Genomic DNA, 20,702 nt, shown 5'->3' with positions numbered 1-20,702 from the left:
ATTGGAAATCTATTCACATCGTTTTTTTGCATCTTACTGACGTTCCTTGTAACAAAATATTGGATTGATCATAAAAAGTGGAAACATGAATAAATAGAGCATATTAGAGATGAACGCTATTAACAGAAAAATGAAGAAAAGTTAAAGAGAAAATAGTGTTATTGATCTATTTGCGAATTATTGTACTTAAAGTAACGGGATCTTTTATTCCAACCAGCCTGAAACATGTTTATACAAGTAGGGGGTGAATAGTTTAGCTAACGGAATCTGGTCCTATGGGGGCGACGGTCTACCCCGATTACCGTTATCATAAGACCATATAAAAATAGATCAACCAGTAAAATCTGGCTAATCTTATATTACGAATAGGGGGCATTGATTCTAGAGGATTAATGCCTTTTGTTATAGAATCTCTTATTGTGAGCAGTAATGCACAATAAGTTACCTCCGCCTTTACATAAGTAAAGACCGCAGAGCAGCTATGGTGTTATACGTTAGTTTATTAGAATTGTGTGCTGTTTAATCATTAACCACAAAACGTCAATTGTAATATTGTCTTATTAAATGAAGTTTAAAAGACTAAAGCCATACACTGATCCCAGAGCAAATATAATAGTCCAAACGGCTAAACTAACGGTCATCCATCCTACCACGCGGATTTTAGAACTTCCAAATGAGAGTGCTATTATTGCTGCAATGTCAGTACCAACAAAAATTGGTGCTAATAAAGCCAAACCTGGGATTCCATACTTCTCCCAAATTTCTTGAGTGCGTTTTTTTTTTTTTGTTGGATTCTTTAGTCCTTTTTTCTGTTTTCTATTTTTCCTCCATTTGTCAATTTGCTTAAAAAAGACACCAAGTACAAGGATTAACAAAAAGTTTCCACTGAATGCTACTATGCTAACCCCTATAGGCGGTAGTCCCCATACAATTCCTAGGGGTACTATTATTGAAACGTCCATCCACGGAGCTGCCGCAAACAAAAATAAAACAATATACTGGATAAATATATTTGCGTCCTGAGCCCATTCAACCAACAGCATACCCCTCCTTTTTACGTATTTGTAAGCAAACTTAATATTTCCTATTGTAAGAAAATATGAGGCGGCGTTACCATCGATTCATATTACATTAAACCTTTCTATCTTACATTTTTGTCACATTAACTAATTGAAAATGATTTTAAGTCTGTGAAGAAATGTACATAAAGAAAAGGGTTTATGTAATAAGGGATTGACAATTGACAACAAATGCAAAGTAAAGAAAGGATGTAAATAAGTAAAAAAGCTCTCAAATTGAGAGCTCAAATTAAATTAAAATAAGCCTGCTTCTTTAGCAGCCTCAAAACTATCTCTAGCAAAATCAAAAGGATTATCAATTTTTTCCCAGTGTATATACATTAGTCTTGGTTCATCGAATAACCAATGGTTGTGTAGAGCTGTAACTAATATACCTCTTTCTCGAAGAGCTGATATAAAAGGATTAATTTCCTTTTGAAGAATTACTGTTTCACCTAGATTAAGTGTTGTCCCATTTTGTTGATTCTCAAATGATAATGCAAAAGGTAGAGCTAATGGGGATCTTGTTCTTCTATTTAGGATCGAGGCTTCAATGTTTCTTAGTCTTGAAACTACACATACTCCATTTGAGACTTGCGCAGTACCACCTATAATTCTTGCTAATCTTTCACAACTTGATGTCATTATTGTCACCTCCTTACAATATCAAGATATGTAAGAAGGTACAAGCTTGTATAGGTATCCATATATTAAATAAAAAATGGTTAAATCTATTTTTTATTAATACGTAGTACGATTTTACTGAACACTATTCAGCTAAGGATATGTTTAAGAAGGGGTAATTTCTTTTGTATAGAATATATATCTATATATAAGTTAAAGATTGGAGAAATTATGAGAATCATATTTTAGCTTTTTATTAAGACTGTTTTCGTATAGATTGTTGCTCTTGGACTCATACTGTATAATAGATTAATTGATTATACAGGAGGACGTTTCTACAATGTGGTTAGATATTTACAGAGACTTTTCAGACCTTTCGCCAAAAGAACAATTAAAGCTCTTTAACGCAATTAGAGAAGACCTATTTCCAGAACCCAAAGCTGACATTTCCAAGTTTATTGGAGAGGTTCGTGAAACACGCTTTTCAGAAGGTTTAGCGTGTATTCATTGCGGTAGTATGTCTGTTAAGCGAAATGGTAAATATCGGTCACGTCAACGCTATCTCTGTAAGGACTGCGGTAAATCCTTCAATGATATGACAGGCAGCCCTTTGGCGGGAACTAAATACCCCCACAAGTGGCTCAAATACTATGAGTTAATGGTCGAAGGATACACATTGCCTAAAATAGCGGAAGCCCTTGATATACACATTTCAACCGCATTCTACTGGAGGCACAAAATCTTATATGCTATTCGTTCTCTTGGTCATCAAACTTTAAAAGGTATCATTGAAAGCGATGAAACCTTCTTCTTAGAAAGCGAGAAAGGCAAGAAAAACATTACTCATAGGAAGCCTCGTAAAAGCGGCGGAGTGGCGAAAAAACGAGGTATCTCCAAAGAACAAATTTGTGTTGTAGTTGCACACGATAGAAATGGTCAAATCCTATCGCAGATGGCAGGTAAAGGGCGTGTTACAGCCGTTGAGTTGGATAAGGTGTTAGGGAGTCATATCGACACCTCTGCTTTGCTATGCACTGATACAGCTACAAATTATAAGAAATTTGCCCTTATGAAAGGGCTTCAGTACGAACCTATTAACGTCAGTAAAAAAGTCTATGTAAGAAAAGGTATTTATCATATCCAGCACGTTAACGGCTACCATAAACGTTTAAAAAAGCGGATGGACCGTTTTCAAGGGGTCGCAACTAAGTACCTCGACAATTACCTTTTCTGGCACCAATTCCTTGAGTTAAATAAAAAGTTGCCGATACAAGAACGCATTAAGGATTTGCTTCTCGGCTCTTGTCAACGTGTTAACTTTACGACAGTAGAACAAATGCGAAGTGCTTAATGCCTATCTTTCTGACCAATCTTCATTAAAAATGCCAAAGCCTTCTGCAAAACCGATACATTCTTCAATTGAGTCAAGAAGATAATCATTTTGCACTTCCCAATCCTGGTCACAAAGAAATAGATAGTATCTGTCGTCTTTATCGTATTGTGCAATTGCTAATGCGGTTATTGGCACTTCATTTGTTGAACCATCTTCCTCTTCAAAAACCATTAAACTTAGTTGTTTAGTAGTGTCGTTTTTCGTGTATTTTAATACCTTTGCACCATCTAATTCAAGTGGAATACTCATAACAACCTCCTAAAATAACTGTTTAAAGGTATCATATCATAGAGCAACAATATTTACGAAAAGAGCCTTTATTAAAGACTATCCAGATAAATACCAATTTATATTTAGCCCAGGATTAACTCCCTTTTTTTGAACTAAGGGGCAGTAAGAGATGGTAGGCTTTTTACTTTTACAATAGGTGAGGCGAGGAGGAATTATTTTTGGGAACAGTTTATTCTTCAATACTTCCAAAACATGAAGAATTTATAAGAAAACAACGAATTTTTTTCGTTGGATCAGCACCACTATCAGCAGACGGACATGTTAACATTTCCCCTAAAGGTCATGATGTACTAAGGATATTATCTCCAAATGAAGTCGCTTATTTAGATTTAACTGGTAGCGGAAATGAAACAAGTGCCCATTTAATAGATAACGGTAGAATAACATTTATGTTCTTAGCTTTTGAAGGTCCCCCGATGATCTTACGTCTATACGGAAAAGGTAAGGTTATATTACCAGACTCACCAGAATGGAATGACATGGCTAAGCACTTTGATATCCTTCCTGGATATCGTCAAATAATCCATGCAAAGATTGAAACGGTAAAAACGTCCTGTGGATTTAGTGTACCCTTTTATTCATACAATGGTGAACGAGATACTCTACAACAGTGGGCTATCAATAAAAGCGAACAAGGCTTAGAAGAATATCGAAAAGAGAAAAATACTATAAGTATGGACGGAATAGTGACACCATTGGGAAAAAGTTTATCCGACTTTAATAACGATTAAATAGAAATAGTCCTTGTTGAGATAACTGGCCTTCAAATAGGAGAACTGAAATTATTAGGTGTTTTTCAGGAAAAGAATATTATTATAAGGTTGCTAATGGGGATGAATTATATTCTGTAACAGGTCTGTTTTCTCGATTATATTTTACAATATCAATTGTAGATGATAATTGTTCATTACTTTGAATAGGAAACAACGTCCAATCCCCAAATTTTGCTCCATTCGTTGCTAAAAAGAGTGGTATTTCATCAAGGGACCAAAATAGAGCCTTAAAAATGAACACTATTGACAGTATATTGTGCGAGTAATATATTTGTTTAAGATAAAACTAAATAAAAAAGCCGAATCATTTTTGAGCGGGGGAACCAATCTTTTGGGGTGTATCTACAATTTGTAGAAGGAGACTCTCAACTCCTAATCCGTCAGCTAACCTCGTAGGTGTTATTGAGGTGGATGTATTTTTACATACGGGCCATTCTATTCTTTAGAATGGTCTTTTTTATTGAGAAAGGAAGGAAGTATAAATGAAACAAATAGCTGTGCTTGGTTTAGGTAGATTTGGAGGAAGTTTAGTAAAGGAATTTAATGAATTGGGAATCGATACGATGGCGGTGGATAAGAGTATCGATAAGGTAAACGAATTCTCTCTATATGCTACTCATACTATTCAAGCCAATACACTGGATGAGCCGACCTTGAAGTATCTAGGGATACGGAACTTTGATTTAGTGGTTGTGTCATTTGGTGACGATATAGAAGCTAGTATATTAACAACGCTCCACTTGAAAGAATTAGGAGTCAAACAAGTTTGGGCTAAAGCACAGAATGATTACCATCATAAAGTTCTAGAGAAGATAGGTGCCGACCGAATTATTCATCCGGAGAGGGACATGGCTAAACGAGTAGCTCATCATATTGCATCGGAGAAGATTATTGATTTTATTGAGCTGTCAAAAGAACATAGTATTGTTGAAATTGTCGCTTCAGAAAAACTTCATAATCAGACTTTGTTAGAGCTTGATATTCGTGCAAAATATGGATGTAGCATTGTAGGAATTCAGCGTAATGAGGATGTGATTGTGGCTCCATTAGCAGAAGAAGTCCTCCATAAAGGTGATGTGTTAATTGTCATTGGTCACAATTTGGATTTGAATCGGTTTGAAGAAAAAGGTGTATAAGGATGAAAAACAAGATTATAAGCATTAATCCTTCTCAATTATTAGTATTGGTGTTTACTACCTTTATTATATTAGGAACAATTTTTCTCAAACTTCCATGGGCAACCACTACACCGGTTAGTTGGTTGGATGCGTTTTTTACCGCAACTTCAGCCATGACGGTTACAGGCTTGGTAGTGGTTGATACGGGAACCGCATACACCTTATTTGGTGAGATCGTAATTGCCTCATTAATCCAATTAGGCGGATTAGGAATTATGTCATTTGCAGTTTTAATTTATATGGTACTGGGTAAAAAAATTGGTTTTAAGGAACGAATTCTTATACAGCAATCATTAAATCAAACTTCGCTTGGTGGAGTTGTTCAATTAGTTCGGAACCTTTTCATCTTTTCGGTAGGTATTGAATTCATTGCTATGGTTTTGTTGTCATTACGTTGGGTTCCAGAAATGGGGTTGTCGAAGGGGATTTATTATAGCTTTTTTCATTCTATATCTGCATTCAATAACGCTGGTTTTGCCTTATGGCCGGATGGGCTCAGTAGGTACGTAGGTGACCCCGTTACGAATATTGTCATCACTTTATTGTTTATCATTGGAGGTCTTGGATTTACAGTTTTAGCAGACTTAAAAAGAAATAATACGTTTCGAAAACTTAGTCTACATTCGAAAATTATGATTATCGGTACCTTTTCCATTAATATGGTTGCTATGCTTTTAATTTTCTTTTTAGAATATGGAAATCCCAATACACTGGGCTCCTTATCGTTAGTTGAAAAATGGTGGGCATCTTATTTTCAAGCAGTTACTCCTAGAACAGCTGGATTTAACACCCTTGATATAGGGAGTTTGAGTGATCCTACCATTCATTTAATGATATTACTCATGTTTGTAGGTGCGGGAAGTGCATCTACTGGTGGAGGAATCAAACTTACAACATTCATTGTGATCGTATTAGCTGTTGTTACATATCTAAAAGGAAAAAAAGAGATTGTAGTTGCAAGAAGATCTGTTACTGAAACCATCATATTCCGCTCATTAGCCATTACTATGATTGCATTAACTTTAATTTTCTTGGCTATCTTTGTATTAACCATCACTGAAGATGCTGCCTTTCTACCCATTCTGTTTGAAGTAGTTTCTGCCTTTGGGACAGTAGGGTTATCCATGGGTATCACGGGCACGCTCTCAATAATCGGTAAGATGGTCATTATTATTGTCATGTTTACTGGCAAGTTAGGTCCTTTAACGTTAGCTTTCTCACTTGCACGTCAAGAAAAATCGAAAATTCGTTACCCACAGGAAGACGTTTTAACAGGTTGAACAATTTACACAAGCTGCCTATTTAGGCAGTTTTTTTATCTTTTAATGCACCCCTTATATTGATAGCTTAGCGAAATAAAGCCCCTATCAGCGGATGAACTGGTAAGGGGCTTTTAATGTTTAGTAACTAACCTTTGAAGTAGGCGCTTTACTCAAGGCCAAAAATACAATCATGAAAAGGATGCAACTGGCGCCTATCCATTGGAACATTCCAAACGGTTCTTTTAACCAAAAGACGGTGGTTAAAACAGCCGCAAGTGGTTCAATACTTCCGAGAAGGCTAGATTCTTTAGGTAAAAGACTTTGCAGACTTTCAATATAAAACCAAAAGGCAATCATCGTTCCAAAAATGATAACGAAGACGAGGTATAGATAAGCTTCTAAAGGTAAAGCACTCAAATCTATTTGCCAAGGTGGATGGATAAAACTTAATGCAAAGCCACCGATGATCATCGCCCAACCAACAATAACAAGGGAATCGTATTGTTTTAGTAAGGGAATGGCGTATAACGTATAAAAGGCAAGAGCTACTCCAGATAACACCCCCCAAACGACTGCTGGGGTTGGTACAGATAATTGAGAGATGGATCCGTTAGTTAATAAGAAAAAGCTCCCGACTAAAGCTAGCGAAACGGTGATCAGATCTCTTGTTGTAAGAACTGCTTGATGGCGCAAAATCAAGTAAACGATAATCATGACAGGTGCTAAATATTGTAATAGTGTGGCCACCGCAGCATTCCCATGTTGAATGGAGGCCATATAGGTATATTGAACAGCAAGCATTCCAAGTAACCCAAAAATAATCAATGAAATAGCGTTGCTTTTGGTTTTCCAAACTCCAAGAATTTGGGAACGATCTTTTCTGAAAAATTGGATGGTTAAGAGTAAGACTCCGGCGATCAGCAATCGGGTCGTTACCAGCCAATTAATATCTATTCCATACTGCTCAAAAAGCTTTTTTGCAACGGTTCCGCCAATCCCCCAGAATGTTGCTCCTGTTATCACTAGAAAAATCCCTTTGTTTCTACTCATTTGGTTTCTCCTTTAAATATAAAAATAGTGCTATAATATCTACTATCTTACCTAGGGAAACCATGAAATAATATCTAAATTGAATACAAAAATATAAGAATATTGAGGTGCTACCATGCAAATAAAAAACTTTAAGGTTGATCATCATAGTTTAAAAGAATTAACAGATCATCGAACCATGGTGTTGCCTATTGCATGTTACGAAACGACCATTAATCAAAATATAAATGGATATATCCCGCTTCATTGGCATGATGAATTTCAATTTGTTATGGTGATCAAAGGAGAAGCACTTTTTCAAATCAATGAGGAAACAATTACCGTTCGAGAAGGGGAAGGATTATTTATTAATGCTGGCTGCTTACACATGGCAAAAGACATGAATGACTCGGGCTGTGTCTATATATGTTTAAATGTTTTACCAAGCTTTGTCCTTTCACAAGAACTGTATTCCACCTTCGTATACCCCTATATTCAGGCGACGAATATTCCTTATTTACTTCTGGATTCAAAGGAGCATTGGGCGAGTACGATTCTAGATTCGATGATAAAAATCAGTCAGTTGATAAAAGAAAAACTTCCTTACTATGAAATCGATATCAGTGTACATCTAACGTTCATTTGGAAGAATCTTATCATGAATGGTGTTCCATTAGAGGTCGAGCAGTCGGAAATTGTAAAAAGTCAACGTATGAAGCAAATGCTCCATTGGGTCCATCAACATTACGCGGAGAAAATCCTTTTAGACGACATTGCACGAGCTGGTCAATTAAGCCGTTCCGAATGTTGTCGCTATTTCAAACGAATGTTGAAGAAAACACCCTTGAATTACGTCACCGATTACCGAATCCAAAAAAGCTTAATTTTATTGCAACAATCCGATTCCAATGTCACAGATGTTTCCTATCAAGTAGGATTTAACAGTACCAGCTATTTCATTGATAAATTCCGAAATACGATGGGCATGACACCGTTAGCCTACAAAAAGTATAAAAGGAATAGAACGAATACACTTGAACAATAAGCGGCGTTTTGCTGGAAAGGGTAAAACTTTTAAACAAAAGAGGGAGTTTAATTGTAAAATGGAAATGTATTTATTTTCCTTTAATTAGAAGGGATTAGGTCAACTTCGCCGTATAAGTAACAAGTAAATAAAAAATAGTAGGAGTTGTTACGAATGGCAAGTGGTGAGGAAGACTTTTATTGTGACGAAGTGTTAAGTGGTAAGACGGTGGTAGAAACAGTTTTGGAGACTGAACATACTATAGCCTTTTATCATACTCGTCCATTTTATGATGTACATATCGTTGTAATTCCCAAAAGGCACATAACCTCATTGGTTGAAGTTCGAATAGATGATAAAGATACCTTTCATGATTTATTTTTAGTAATTCAGGAAGTAGCAAAACTGGTAAATGATCAATATGGTGCGTGTACTGTATCAACTAATATCGGGCAATATCAGAGCAATAAACATTTACATTGGCACGTTCATTATGGAAATCGGATTAAATATTTAGATGGTACTTGGTGTTGAAGTAATCTTCTCAATACTGTGATCGAAGCTGTCATTTGGCAGCTTTTTTCTTGTTTCTCTAAAAGGTGAAATAAAAGCAGATGAGACAACACTTGCTATGGGTTTAGAAATAGAAAGTAATGAACTTAGAGACATTACTCCAACGTCCTGTAACTTCTATTAACACTAATCGGCCCTCGTAAACATCCTTATGGAACAAACGAGGCAGTTTTATGGAAGAAGAAAAAAGGGAATTTAAGGGGTTGTGTGGAATTATTTTCATTAATCGACCTAATCCGAGGTGTGCATTTTATGGAATTTAAAAAATCTTTAATAAAGATATTTCAGATGTCAGTAAAGTTGTATCAACAAAAACACCTATACCAATTTTGACTGATATTAGAATAATTAAACAATTTACAAGGCCAAAGAATATATCCGAAAGAGTTAAGGAAATACATAATAATGAAATTCCCCTGTATTTTAGGAGATATAAACAAAAGAAGGGCAATTCTTCCATAAAGAAGTTCTCCTTTTTATTCGACTCTAGGGAAGTATTCCATAATTTAAGATGATATAGTGCAAGTTTCTGAATAAATACCATGTAACTTAAAAAGGAAGGAAAAAATGAAAAGGATAATAACTCTACTTATTACATTAATTGTTTTTGTTATACTTTGGTATCTCGGGGATTTAAGTCAACAAACTAAAGTACAAGAAGAATCTGCAACGATGGAAGGAATAATAGTTATAAGTAACAGTGATGTCTATCTTGTTGAAGATAGTGACTTTACTAGACACGAGGCTGACAATCTATCGATCAATGAAATTATCGGTACGTATCCATCAGTGAACAGGTTGAGTGATGTAAGTTCTTCTTTAAAAAATATTAAAAACGGCGATAAGGTGATAATTTGGTATACTGAAATCCAAGAATCTATGCCTGCCAATATAAAGGTGTTGAAAATTCAAAAAAAATAATATTTTATACCTTAGTACTCCATCTTCTCTTGGAATTTGCTATAATTAAGTAGAAAATTACCAAATAGGAGGAAAATGTGAGAAAATTTTACTTTGTTTCCCTAGTAATATTTGGTTTTCTATTGATCCCGTTGACAGCATTTGCGAATGAGGATGGCAACAACAAGAACGACTTTCACCCATATGATATGGTGAATTCAAAGGGGGAAGTTATCAATTATGAAGATTATGTACAGGAAATAGATGATACACTAACTTCAATGAATGATGCGAGTTACACTGGTACAGGAGAAATACTTCCGGAAAGAAAACTACCAAACTATAAGAAAAAGAAGCAATATAAAAGTTTAGATCCTTCAGGTGATGCAATACAAAAGTTAATTACTCCTTATGTAGTAATTGGAGCGGATAATCGTACTGTAGTACAAGATACTTCTGTTTCTCCTTTTAAACAAATCTCCTACATAGAGATAGAGTGGGCAAATTCATGGGGGTGGTGTACAGGGACATTAATTGGGCAGGATACAGTACTAACTAATGGTCATTGTGTGGTTAATCCCTATACACAACAGGGAATAAGAGGGGCATATGTCATCCCAGGGTTAAATAACAATCATTATAGTTACGGCGCTTATCAAGTGGTAGATTACTTTGTGCCTAGTGGATGGATTAATACAGGAGACACAGCTCAAGACTTTGCTGTACTTAAATTAGCACCGTATTTAGGTAAAAACGCTGGAGAAGTCGCTGGTTATCGCCCAGTTAGACAAGTTAGTAATATCTTAAACCAAAATATTAGAGTATATGGGTATCCAGGGGATATAATTGAAAGAACAGGCGTATATTCTCAATGGGGAATGTCTGGTACGATAGGTAGAGAGGATAATAGTTTGGCCTTTTATCAATTAGATACTTTTAATGGTCAATCTGGTTCCGCAATCCTAAATGGCTCAAATGAAATTATTGGTGTTCATAGAGGTGGATATACCTTTATGGATGGACAGACCTTCAACGGTGGACCGAAAATGATTAAACCAGTTTATGATTTTATAAAAGCGGCTCAGTAAAAAGCTTACATTTCAAAATATACAGTAAAATACAAGGCAAGCTAGACTGGAACTTTTATATTACTGTTTAGGTTTTGTATATATACAAAAAGATATGCTAAATCTCAAAAATAAAAAGGTGAGGTAAATTATAAACCTCGCCTTTTTAATGTCCTCTCGTTTAATCCTAATCTAGTCACTGTGGGTGTTTACTGACAATAAAAACGGTAAAGTAGTGAAGGAATTCACTTAAAGTAAAGGGGGCTAGAGTTCTAGTCTTCCATTCATAGATAGAAGAGGAATCTCTCGTTGGAGAAGTCCTCACACGTCATTGATATTATATTTTTTCAACAGTTCTTTAGACTTCTCAATTCCTTTGTCTGTAAGAAAAACTGATTTTGACCGCTTACTGTCTCGAATTAATTCACTATCTGACAATTCATTAAGTGACTCAAAAGGGTATCCTTTCCAGCTCCTCTTAGCTACACCCAAACAATAATCATCATTAAAAGAAGTCAAATACAACAATAATAACGTTAACTCATCGATTTGATCATTCATAAGTAAGGTCCCTTCCTATCTTATTGAAATTTATATATCCAAATTAGACATTAGATAAAATGAGCTATATAAACAACTTATTTAACTATAGAGGCGGGTTACTTTAATAAGGGTAAAAATTAATAGGGCTGTAAATCACCTTATGGAATATAATGTAAGAGAGAGGGGTATTTTAATCTGACTGCAATTTAGTTTTTTATTATTTTTATTCTAGGCATTTGGGGATTTGCTTTAATAATTGACTTGAAACGAAAAAAAAACAATAATAACCCTCATATACCAATCAATCCCAATGCTAAGCCTGGGGACAGTTCAAACTATAAGATGGGAGATAATAAATACACTGGTGGAGGGCATCAGGTTACTGTACGGACAGGTCTAGCTATTTTAAAAAAATTGAACTCTTCCTATTTAAATTATAGCATACAAAAAATGGTAAATATAGACTTTTTGTCCTCGTTTATTACTACTAAAATTCAATAGATCTTTAATGATATTTGATGGTTAGGAGAGATGTAGCATGAGTCCTTTGGTTCTCGGTTTTCAGGAGATTGAAAAAACACAGCTTTTTCTCGTTGGCGGAAAAGGGTTAAATTTAGGGGAATTATCAAAAAATCAAGGAATACAAGTACCAGAAGGATTTTGTGTTACAACAGTGGGATATCAAAAAGCCATCGAACAAAACGAAACGTATCATGCTTTGTTGGATCGACTAACCATGCTAAAAGTAGAAGATCGAGATCATATTGGTGAAATCAGCAGGAAGATTCGTCAAATCATTATAGAAGCAGAAATTCCTTCCGATGTTGTGAAAGCAGTAACTCACTATCTCTCCCGGCTTGGTGATGAACATGCTTATGCAGTGCGTTCTAGTGCGACTGCTGAAGATTTACCACATGCCTCTTTTGCTGGTCAACAAGACACCTATTTAAATATCATCGGCAAAGAAGCTATCATGCAGCATATCAGCAAATGTTGGGCTTCCCTATTTACGGATCGCGCGGTAATCTACCGTATGCAAAATGGATTTGATCACAGTCAAGTTTATTTATCTGTTATCGTTCAAAGGATGGTTTTCCCACAGGCTTCAGGGATTTTATTTACCGCTGATCCGATTACTTCTAACCGCAAGCTGCTATCAATCGATGCCAGTTTTGGACTTGGAGAAGCACTGGTCTCTGGCTTGGTCTCTGCCGATTGTTATAAAGTACAGGAAGAGGAAATCGTCGATAAGATGATAGCAACCAAAAAATTGGCTATCTATGGACTAAAAGAAGGCGGAACAGAGACCCAGCAGATCGATCCCGATCAGCAAAAGACTCAAACACTTACTGACCAACAAATTTTACAACTAGCACGCATAGGAAGACAGATCGAAGCATATTTTGGCTGCCCGCAAGATATCGAATGGTGTTTGGTTGATGATACATTTTATATTGTCCAGAGTCGGCCCATCACTACTTTATACCCGATCCCTGAAGCGAATGATCAAGAAAATCACGTCTATGTATCTGTCGGTCATCAACAAATGATGACCGATCCCTTGAAACCATTGGGAATGTCTTTATTCCAGTTAACATCTTTTGGACCAAGGTTTAAAGCTGGTGGAAGGTTGTTTGTTGATGTCACACATAATCTAGCTGCACCTGTTAGCAGAAAAATGTTATTAGATGCCATGGGACAACACGATCCGCTCATAAAAGACGCACTTATGACCATAATAGAGCGAGGAGATTTCATAAAATCTTTACCAAATGATAAGCAAGAACAGAGTTCCGGTAAAAGCAATAAAAGTGTGTCGTCTTCGGATTCTAGGGCACAAATCGAAAACGACCCGACAATCGTTTCTGATTTGATTATGAGTAGTCAAACATCGATAGAAGAGTTAAAACAAAACATCCAAACGAAATTAGGATCGGATTTATTTGATTTTATTCTGGAAGATATCCAGATATTAAAGAAGGTTTTATTTGACCCACAAAGTTCAGCTGTGTTTATGGCTGCTATAGATGCTTCATCATGGATCAATGAAAATATGAACGAGTGGTTAGGTGAAAAAAACGTAGCAGATACGCTTTCTCAATCTGTACCAAACAATATTACTTCGGAAATGGGTCTGGCGCTATTGGATGTCGCAGATGTGATTCGTCCTTACCCAGAAATAATTGATTATTTACAACATGTAAAAGATGATAACTTTTTGCATGAACTGGTTAAGTTTGATGGTGGACAGGAAACCCAAGACGCTATCTATGATTATCTCAGCAAATACGGTATGCGATGTGTCGGAGAAATCGATATTACTAAAACCCGTTGGAGTGAACAACCAACTACACTTGTTCCTATGATTCTTAGTAATATCAAAAACTTTGAGCCTAATGCTAGCTATCGAAAATTCGAGCAAGGGCGACAGGAAGCTTTGAAAAAAGAACAAGAGTTATTAGATCGATTGAAGCAATTACCGGATGGTGAACAAAAAGCCAAAGAAACAAAACGAATGATCGACCTAATCCGGAATTTCATCGGTTATCGTGAATATCCCAAATACGGCATGATTAATCGCTACTTCGTTTATAAGCAGGCTTTACTGAAAGAAGCCGAACAACTCGTACAAGCCAACGTTATTCATGAAAAAGAAGATATACACTATCTCACTTTTGAAGAACTTCACGAAGTCGTACGCACAAATAAACTGGATCACCAGATCATCAGCAAACGAAAAGACGAGTACAGATTATATGAAAAACTAACTCCACCACGTGTTATCACGTCTGATGGTGAAATCATTGTAGGTGAGTACAAACGAGAAAATCTCCCAGCCAAAGCTATTGTAGGTCTACCTGTTTCTTCCGGAGTTATAGAGGGCCGAGCACGTGTCATCTTAAACATGGAAGATGCTGATCTAGAAGATGGAGATATATTAGTCACCTCCTTTACTGATCCTAGCTGGACACCATCGTTTGTATCTATCAAAGGCCTAGTCACCGAAGTTGGTGGACTGATGACCCATGGAGCAGTTATCGCACGGGAATATGGCTTACCAGCAGTTGTTGGGGTGGAAAATGCTACCAAACTGATAAGAGACGGGCAACGAATTCGCGTGCATGGAACCGAAGGATATATCGAAATATTGTAATTGCTGAATACTTTACAGTATGAAAGAGGTTATATTGAAATTCTTATCTTTTGTTATAGAATAATCATTTTTATGTTTTAAGGTTTTTTGTTCAACTAATGGGGGGCTTTCCTTTAAGAAGGAGTAGCACCCTTTTTTATTGAACAAACAAGCAGTTTTCTCCAAGAAAAATTGTAATAATATGTAAATCAAATTAAAGGATAGATTGTGAACCAATACACTTAAACAATAGGGGGCTTTAGTTTAACAACAATCACTATTTTTGTTTACTAAATCGGGTTATTGGTTATAAAAAAAGGATAGATGCATACAGGTATTATTCCTGGTCATCTATCCTTTTTCATCTATGTGTTAACAATTTATTTTTTTGACTCAGCTAAGTTATATTCTATTTAACTATTCGCTTTTTGTACATCAGTTGTCCTCATGTATCCTTTTAACGCTACTTGATGAATCAATCTAAAACATCTCAACCCGTTGGTATTATTGGGTTGAGGCGTTTTTTATTCGTTTAGGTACTACGTAAAACTTCTATTAACACTAATCGCCCTTCGTAAACCATCTTATTAAACAAACGGAGCAGTTTTCTTCAAGAAACTATTTGCTCCTCTGGATATAAAAGGGGAAGTTGAAAAACCTATTATGAATTCTATAAGGAGAGATAAGGTTGAAAGACAAAGAGCAGGAAACAAGCGAAGGACTGAATCAGATATTTGAAATAATAAATCAAAGGCGATGTTGGGGAAATCAATGAGATTCTGAAAAGTAGAAGTTCTGATTCTGGAACTGAAAACTCCACTCCTAATTCCTAATACAAAGAAAAACTCGTTAAAAAAGGACCGGCCACGGCAAGGGTTTTTGAGAATTCCGTAGAAAAATGTAATGCTGTGAAGCTACTACTCAGCTTTTCTTTGTCTTTAACGACTTTGTGAAAACTTGTACTTAAGCTAACGGTGGCATTGATCCATCTGGATTAATGCCTCCATTTGTTTAATTGTATTCCTTCACAAGGTCGCATGTTTATTGATGTACTATTTGTTAATAACAATGGATAATTTGTAGTTCACCAAATTGCTCAAACCTGTCAAGAATTCATCTAATATTTCATTGCCTGGGAATTTGCATTCGAGAAGATAACAACTTTCTCCACTGATTTTGTAGTTGTTTATGACGAATTGATCTTGTTCTTTTATAAACGACAGATAAGGTTGATGATTCGTGCTTTGCGTATAAATATGTATAATTGCGTGAACAAGATATCCCATTTTTACTTGATTCACTTTAATGGTGTACCCCTCAATAATCCCATTGTCCTCTAATTTCGCCACCCTAGCTGAAGTAGCCGGTCCAGTCAAATGGACTTTTTCTCCCAATTCTTTCATTGTAATCCGACTGTTCTTAGTTAGTTCCTTCAAAATATGCATATCTGTGTTATCTATCATTTATTTAACTCCTTTCATAAATAAAGTCAAACCACCAAAAGACTTTACTTAATCTATGTATCCGTCAGTGTTAATAGTATAGACTATACATTGTTCAAAGGAAATTTCCAAAGATAAAGGAGTTAATAAATATGAATATACATCAAATTCGTAACGCAACCATTGTCGTTGAATATGCGGGAAAGAAGTTTTTAATCGACCCAATGTTATCGGAAAAAGGGACTTACCCACCGTTCCCTTCATTAAAACAAAACAACTCAAATAATCCTTTAGTTAGTCTACCAATATCCATTGACGATATTATTCATAATGTTGATGCTGTTATTGTCACTCATTTACATTATGACCACTGGGATGATGCAGCTAAAGAAGCGCTGCCAAAAGATATAAAACTGTTTAGTCAAAACGAAGAAGATGCTGCAGAAATAAGAAACGCTGGTTTTCAAAATGTAGAAGTCTTAAAAGAAGATACAGTCTTTAACGGTATTCAATTAATTAAGACAAAAGGAGAACATGGAAGAGGAGAAGTCTTAAAAATTGCTGGTCTAGTATGTGGCGTAGTATTCAAACACACAACGGAGAAAACATTATATATTGCTGGAGATACTGTTTGGAATAAGTATGTTCAAGAAGCTATTGAAACACATAAACCAGAAATCATTGTTGTCAATGGCGGGGATAATCAACTCCCTGAAGGCGGTTCTCTAGTAATGGGGAAAGATGACATTTATGAAGTATATAATGCTGCGACTAACGCAAAAATCATTTCTGTCCATATGGAAGCTGTCAATCATTGGACATTATCAAAAGGAGAATTAAAAAGCTTTATAAATGAAAAAGGAATCTCCTCGAATGTTTTAGTACCTGAAGATGGAGAATCATATTCATTTTAAAGAATCAGAGCAGACTAGAAATTTTAGTTTTAATTTTATATGAGTGGAAAGACAATCATGTCAGTTGAAACCAATTAAAAATTAGTTCATCGTTTTTGAAGCACTTTTCCAAACAATCAATGTGTCTTCCTCTCTTAAAAAATCAAAAGCATCGTCTAGTCCGGTTCTTGATGATTTGCCTCCATTAACATTATCAGTGAAGATTTGTTGGCATCCGATTTGTGGTAAAGCATCCTTTTGTTGGATAAAGTTCTGATCTTGAATAGAAACTCAGGTTAATTGTGAATCTTAAATTTATTTTGTGCAGTTTCTAAGCATTTATTCGTTCTGTAGTGATACAAGGAGCTCATGATTATTCAGTTGATAATCATGAGCTCCTTAATTATTTATTGAACAAAACCTTCTAAATGAGGATGGGCAAGAAAGTGCAAAAAAAATATTTTGTTAGGAAGTGGAGTTTTATGGTAACTAAAACATGGGATACAAGTAGGTCAAAACAGCATCCTGTTTGGTTGCAAGGTTATATTGATTCAACAGACAAACAAAAACAGCTCTATAAAAAAACATTAAGAATTTTGATCCTATCACAAATCTTTGGAGGGGCAGGACTTGCTGCTGGTATAACGGTAGGCGCACTTCTCGCACAAGATATGCTAGGGACGGAAAGTGCAGCAGGGATTCCAGTTGCCTTACTCACTTTAGGATCTGCAGGGGCAGCACTGCTTGTAGGCCGACTTTCACAGCGTTTTGGCCGCGGACCAGGACTTGCAGCCGGTTTTCTTGCTGGTGGACTGGGTGCGGTCGGCGTTATAATCGCTGCCTTAATCAACAGCGTCGTGCTTTTATTCACTTCCCTGCTTATTTATGGCGCTGGTACCGCTGCAAATATGCAAGCGCGATATGCCGGTACAGATCTGGCGACAGCTAAACAGCGGGCAACTGCTGTGAGCATGGCCATGGTTTCTACCACCTTTGGTGCTGTAGCAGGTCCTAACCTGGTCGGTGTGATGGGAAAATTTGCGGATTCTATTGGTGTTCCAACTTTGGCTGGCCCCTTTATCTTAGCGGCTGCTGCTTTTATCCTTGCCGGATTGGTTCTCTTCATTTTTCTTCGTCCAGACCCTTTGATTGTATCTACAGCCATAGCCAATGCCCAGGAGGAAAACCGCACTGTGCAGGCAGAACCAAATTCCGAAAGCTCTACAATAAACAAGAGAGGAATTGTCGTGGGCGTTACAGTAATGGTTTTGACTCAATTTGTCATGGCGGCCATTATGACCATGACACCGGTCCATATGGGACATTATGGTCATCGTTTGGGAGAAGTGGGGTTGGTCATTGGTTTTCATATAGGCGCCATGTACTTGCCTTCGCCTCTTACAGGGATGCTTGTAGATAAAGTTGGTCGTACTTCAATGGCTGTTGCTTCTGGTGCCACGCTTCTGGCCTCTGGTATGATGGCAGCTTTTGCCCCTGCAGATTCAATGGTTCTACTTATCTGTGCGTTAGTACTACTTGGTGTTGGCTGGAACTTTGGCTTAATAAGTGGAACGGCTCTCATTGTAGATGCAACACATCCATCTATTCGTGCAAAAACACAGGGATCTGCTGATGTCTTGCTTGCATTATCAGGTGCCACCGGCGGTGCGTTATCAGGATTGGTAGTCGCTCATTATAGTTATACGATACTATCGCTTTCTGGAGCAATACTGTCACTGTTGCTTATTCCTGTAGTTGTTTGGTCTCGTAAGACTCCATGCAAAGATTTGATATAAATTTTTTCTACTTGCAAGAGCTTTTGATTAGTTAGACCTCTTGGACATTATTGCGGAGAGGTATTTCACATCAATGATTATACAGAAAGAGGTGATTATATATGAAGAAAACAATTAAAGAACAAAAGTTGGTATTAATTATTCTTTTAAGCAATCTATTCATTGCATATCTAGGTATAGGTCTTATCGTCCCCGTTATGCCGTCTTTTATGAATATCATGCATTTATCGGGAAAAACGATGGGCTATCTTGTCGCCTTACATGTGTTGCACAATTACTTATATCACCGCTCGCAGGACGTTGGGTTGACCATTATGGCAGAAAGAAAATCATCATAATCGGCTTGTTTCTTTTTGGTGTTTCAGAACTTTTCTTTAGTTTAGGTACGAATGTATCAGTGCTTTATCTATCAAGGATTCTAGGGGGAATTAGTGCCGCCTTTATTATGCCAGGTGTTACTGCATATGTTGCAGATATTACATCTGTTCAGGAACGGTCAAAAGCGATAGGCTATATTTCTGCCGCCATTAGTACTGGCTATATTATCGGACCTTCCATTGGTGGCTTTATTGCAGAATACGGTATACGTATGCCTTTCTTCTTTGCGGCAGGCATTGCCTTTTTAGCATGCATTTCATCAATATTTATTTTAAAAGAGCCGCTAACAAAGGAACAGCTTGCAGAAATTTCTGCTAATACAAAGCAAACAAACTTTATAGACGATTTCAAAAGATCATTTAATCCACGTTACTTTACTGCCTTTATCATTGTATTTGTACTTGCTTTCGGTTTATCAGCATATGAAACTGTTTTCAGCCTATTTTCTGATCATAAATTTGGCTTCACGCCGAAGGAGATTGCAGCTATTATTACAATCAGCTCAATCTTCGGAGTTGTAATCCAAGTATTTATGTTTGGAAGAATGGTAGATATACTTGGTGAAAAGAAACTGATCCAATTATGTTTAATTATAGGTGCAATATTGGCAGTGGCGTCTACTGTAATCTCTAGCTTTTTGGCTGTGCTGGCAGTAACTTGCTTCATCTTCCTCGCATTTGACTTGCTTCGCCCGGCATTGACGACTTTTTTATCAAAAGCTGCCGAGAAAGAGCAAGGATTTGTTGCTGGTATGAACTCAACCTATACGAGCTTAGGTAATATCGGTGGGCCAGCGATGGGTGGAATATTATTTGACGTAAACATCGACTATCCTTATCTTTTCGCTGCTGTTATTATGGTCATTGGCTTCGGTATTACAATTATGTGGAAGGGAAACCAATTGGGAGAAAGCTTAGCAAAAAATTAGTAAAGCATGATGCCCCTTTGGAACAATAAAAGGCCTAGATTGTACCTGTGATGATCATCAAAGTAGCTTTCATTGTGGAGTTAGAAAACTATCTAACTCGAAAAGCTATACTCTTATCTTTAAACATTTGAACAAAAACCCCTTTTCCATATGGGAAAGAATTGAACCCATGGAGTGGGACAACTAAAAACACCTTTTAGTTGAAAAAGTGGGTATGTAATTAGCTAAAAAGACAACTTGGAGGTGTTTTTCTTTATGGGGACGAGAGTGATTTATGCAGCAGAAATAAAAAGATGTAGTTGTCGAAATTGTCGCAAATGCTTACGTATGTGTTGTGGAATTAGTGGCTAAAAAATGGCATGCATTATCCACGAAGGAAATGGAAAAAAAAGTGGGGGATTTATTAGAGAGTATTTG

General features: G+C 36.5%; 18 protein-coding genes, 1 pseudogene and 1 riboswitch. Of the genes and pseudogenes, 12 read left to right on the top strand and 7 right to left on the bottom strand.

Annotated elements, in window-relative coordinates; all coding sequences use genetic code 11:
- Positions 1-560: 560 nt before the first annotated feature.
- Positions 561-1,037, bottom strand: a complete 477-nt coding sequence (locus ACRX5O_RS06510) for a small multi-drug export protein (protein WP_433905188.1) — start codon at positions 1,035-1,037, stop codon at positions 561-563.
- Positions 1,038-1,313: 276 nt separating this feature from the next.
- Positions 1,314-1,703: a DUF1259 domain-containing protein gene (locus ACRX5O_RS06505; protein ID WP_433905187.1), complete on the bottom strand. Its 390-nt coding sequence runs from the start codon at positions 1,701-1,703 to the stop codon at positions 1,314-1,316.
- Positions 1,704-2,022: 319 nt separating this feature from the next.
- Here ACRX5O_RS06505 and ACRX5O_RS06500 point away from each other — a divergent pair, with 319 nt between their 5' ends.
- Positions 2,023-3,033, top strand: coding sequence for an IS1595 family transposase (locus tag ACRX5O_RS06500; protein ID WP_433905186.1), 1,011 nt, complete (start codon positions 2,023-2,025; stop codon positions 3,031-3,033).
- 3 nt (positions 3,034-3,036) lie between these two features.
- Here the strand turns inward: ACRX5O_RS06500 and ACRX5O_RS06495 are convergent, their stop codons facing one another.
- Complete coding sequence (locus tag ACRX5O_RS06495; protein WP_433905185.1) at positions 3,037-3,324, bottom strand: hypothetical protein; 288 nt, start codon at positions 3,322-3,324, stop codon at positions 3,037-3,039.
- 200 nt (positions 3,325-3,524) lie between these two features.
- Here ACRX5O_RS06495 and ACRX5O_RS06490 point away from each other — a divergent pair, with 200 nt between their 5' ends.
- From ACRX5O_RS06490 to ACRX5O_RS06480, 3 genes are all read left to right on the top strand, one after another.
- Entirely contained in the window at positions 3,525-4,097 is a 573-nt protein-coding gene (locus ACRX5O_RS06490) for a pyridoxamine 5'-phosphate oxidase family protein (RefSeq protein WP_433905184.1), read from the top strand.
- Between the two features lie 329 nt (positions 4,098-4,426).
- Positions 4,427-4,553, top strand: a riboswitch (cyclic di-AMP (ydaO/yuaA leader).
- Positions 4,554-4,621: 68 nt separating this feature from the next.
- A complete protein-coding gene (locus ACRX5O_RS06485) occupies positions 4,622-5,275 on the top strand; it encodes a potassium channel family protein (RefSeq protein WP_433905183.1) in 654 nt (217 codons plus the stop codon).
- Positions 5,276-5,277: 2 nt separating this feature from the next.
- Positions 5,278-6,597 (top strand): TrkH family potassium uptake protein, encoded by a 1,320-nt coding sequence (locus tag ACRX5O_RS06480; protein ID WP_433905182.1) that lies wholly within the window; start codon positions 5,278-5,280, stop codon positions 6,595-6,597.
- 120 nt (positions 6,598-6,717) lie between these two features.
- On the opposite strand, the gene ACRX5O_RS06475 is transcribed toward ACRX5O_RS06480, so the two are convergent.
- Positions 6,718-7,629: an EamA family transporter gene (locus tag ACRX5O_RS06475; RefSeq protein WP_433905181.1), complete on the bottom strand. Its 912-nt coding sequence runs from the start codon at positions 7,627-7,629 to the stop codon at positions 6,718-6,720.
- Positions 7,630-7,744: 115 nt separating this feature from the next.
- On the opposite strand from ACRX5O_RS06475, the gene ACRX5O_RS06470 reads away from it, so the two are divergent.
- The 4 genes from ACRX5O_RS06470 (at position 7,745) to ACRX5O_RS06455 (ending at position 11,193) form a co-directional block, all read left to right on the top strand.
- Positions 7,745-8,653 carry an AraC family transcriptional regulator gene (locus tag ACRX5O_RS06470; protein WP_433905180.1) on the top strand — a complete coding sequence of 303 codons (909 nt, stop codon included), beginning with the start codon at positions 7,745-7,747 and terminating at the stop codon, positions 8,651-8,653.
- A gap of 153 nt (positions 8,654-8,806) precedes the next feature.
- Positions 8,807-9,166, top strand: a complete 360-nt coding sequence (locus tag ACRX5O_RS06465) for an HIT family protein (RefSeq protein WP_433905179.1) — start codon at positions 8,807-8,809, stop codon at positions 9,164-9,166.
- 606 nt (positions 9,167-9,772) lie between these two features.
- A complete protein-coding gene (locus ACRX5O_RS06460) occupies positions 9,773-10,126 on the top strand; it encodes a DUF3221 domain-containing protein (RefSeq protein ID WP_433905178.1) in 354 nt (117 codons plus the stop codon).
- Positions 10,127-10,203: 77 nt separating this feature from the next.
- Positions 10,204-11,193 carry a trypsin-like serine peptidase gene (locus ACRX5O_RS06455; protein ID WP_433905177.1) on the top strand — a complete coding sequence of 330 codons (990 nt, stop codon included), beginning with the start codon at positions 10,204-10,206 and terminating at the stop codon, positions 11,191-11,193.
- 300 nt (positions 11,194-11,493) lie between these two features.
- Here ACRX5O_RS06455 and ACRX5O_RS06450 read toward each other — a convergent pair whose 3' ends face one another.
- Positions 11,494-11,733, bottom strand: a complete 240-nt coding sequence (locus ACRX5O_RS06450; protein WP_433905176.1) for a DUF6429 family protein — start codon at positions 11,731-11,733, stop codon at positions 11,494-11,496.
- A 520-nt stretch (positions 11,734-12,253) separates the two neighbouring features.
- Between ACRX5O_RS06450 and ppsA the strand changes: the two genes are divergently transcribed.
- Positions 12,254-14,869: a phosphoenolpyruvate synthase gene (ppsA, locus tag ACRX5O_RS06445; RefSeq protein ID WP_433905175.1), complete on the top strand. Its 2,616-nt coding sequence runs from the start codon at positions 12,254-12,256 to the stop codon at positions 14,867-14,869.
- Between the two features lie 1,031 nt (positions 14,870-15,900).
- Here the strand turns inward: ppsA and ACRX5O_RS06440 are convergent.
- On the bottom strand, positions 15,901-16,311 hold the full coding sequence (locus ACRX5O_RS06440; protein ID WP_433905174.1) for an Lrp/AsnC family transcriptional regulator: 411 nt from the start codon (positions 16,309-16,311) through the stop codon (positions 15,901-15,903).
- A gap of 131 nt (positions 16,312-16,442) precedes the next feature.
- Here ACRX5O_RS06440 and ACRX5O_RS06435 point away from each other — a divergent pair, with 131 nt between their 5' ends.
- Positions 16,443-17,204 (top strand): MBL fold metallo-hydrolase, encoded by a 762-nt coding sequence (locus ACRX5O_RS06435; RefSeq protein WP_433905173.1) that lies wholly within the window; start codon positions 16,443-16,445, stop codon positions 17,202-17,204.
- Between the two features lie 81 nt (positions 17,205-17,285).
- On the opposite strand, the gene ACRX5O_RS06430 is transcribed toward ACRX5O_RS06435, so the two are convergent.
- Positions 17,286-17,468 (bottom strand): recombinase family protein, encoded by a 183-nt coding sequence (locus ACRX5O_RS06430; protein ID WP_433905213.1) that lies wholly within the window; start codon positions 17,466-17,468, stop codon positions 17,286-17,288.
- A gap of 197 nt (positions 17,469-17,665) precedes the next feature.
- Between ACRX5O_RS06430 and ACRX5O_RS06425 the strand changes: the two genes are divergently transcribed.
- Positions 17,666-18,979, top strand: coding sequence for an MFS transporter (locus ACRX5O_RS06425; RefSeq protein ID WP_433905172.1), 1,314 nt, complete (start codon positions 17,666-17,668; stop codon positions 18,977-18,979).
- 101 nt (positions 18,980-19,080) lie between these two features.
- Positions 19,081-20,285 (top strand): annotated as a pseudogene (locus ACRX5O_RS06420) (MFS transporter).
- The last annotated feature ends 417 nt before the right edge of the window (positions 20,286-20,702 follow it).

Origin of the sequence: Robertmurraya mesotrionivorans (genome assembly GCF_050971805.1) — a bacterium.
Lineage (GTDB): Bacteria > Bacillota > Bacilli > Bacillales > Cytobacillaceae > Robertmurraya_A.
Note: the sequence above shows the minus strand (reverse complement) of the source record. Positions and strands in the feature narration are given on the sequence as shown.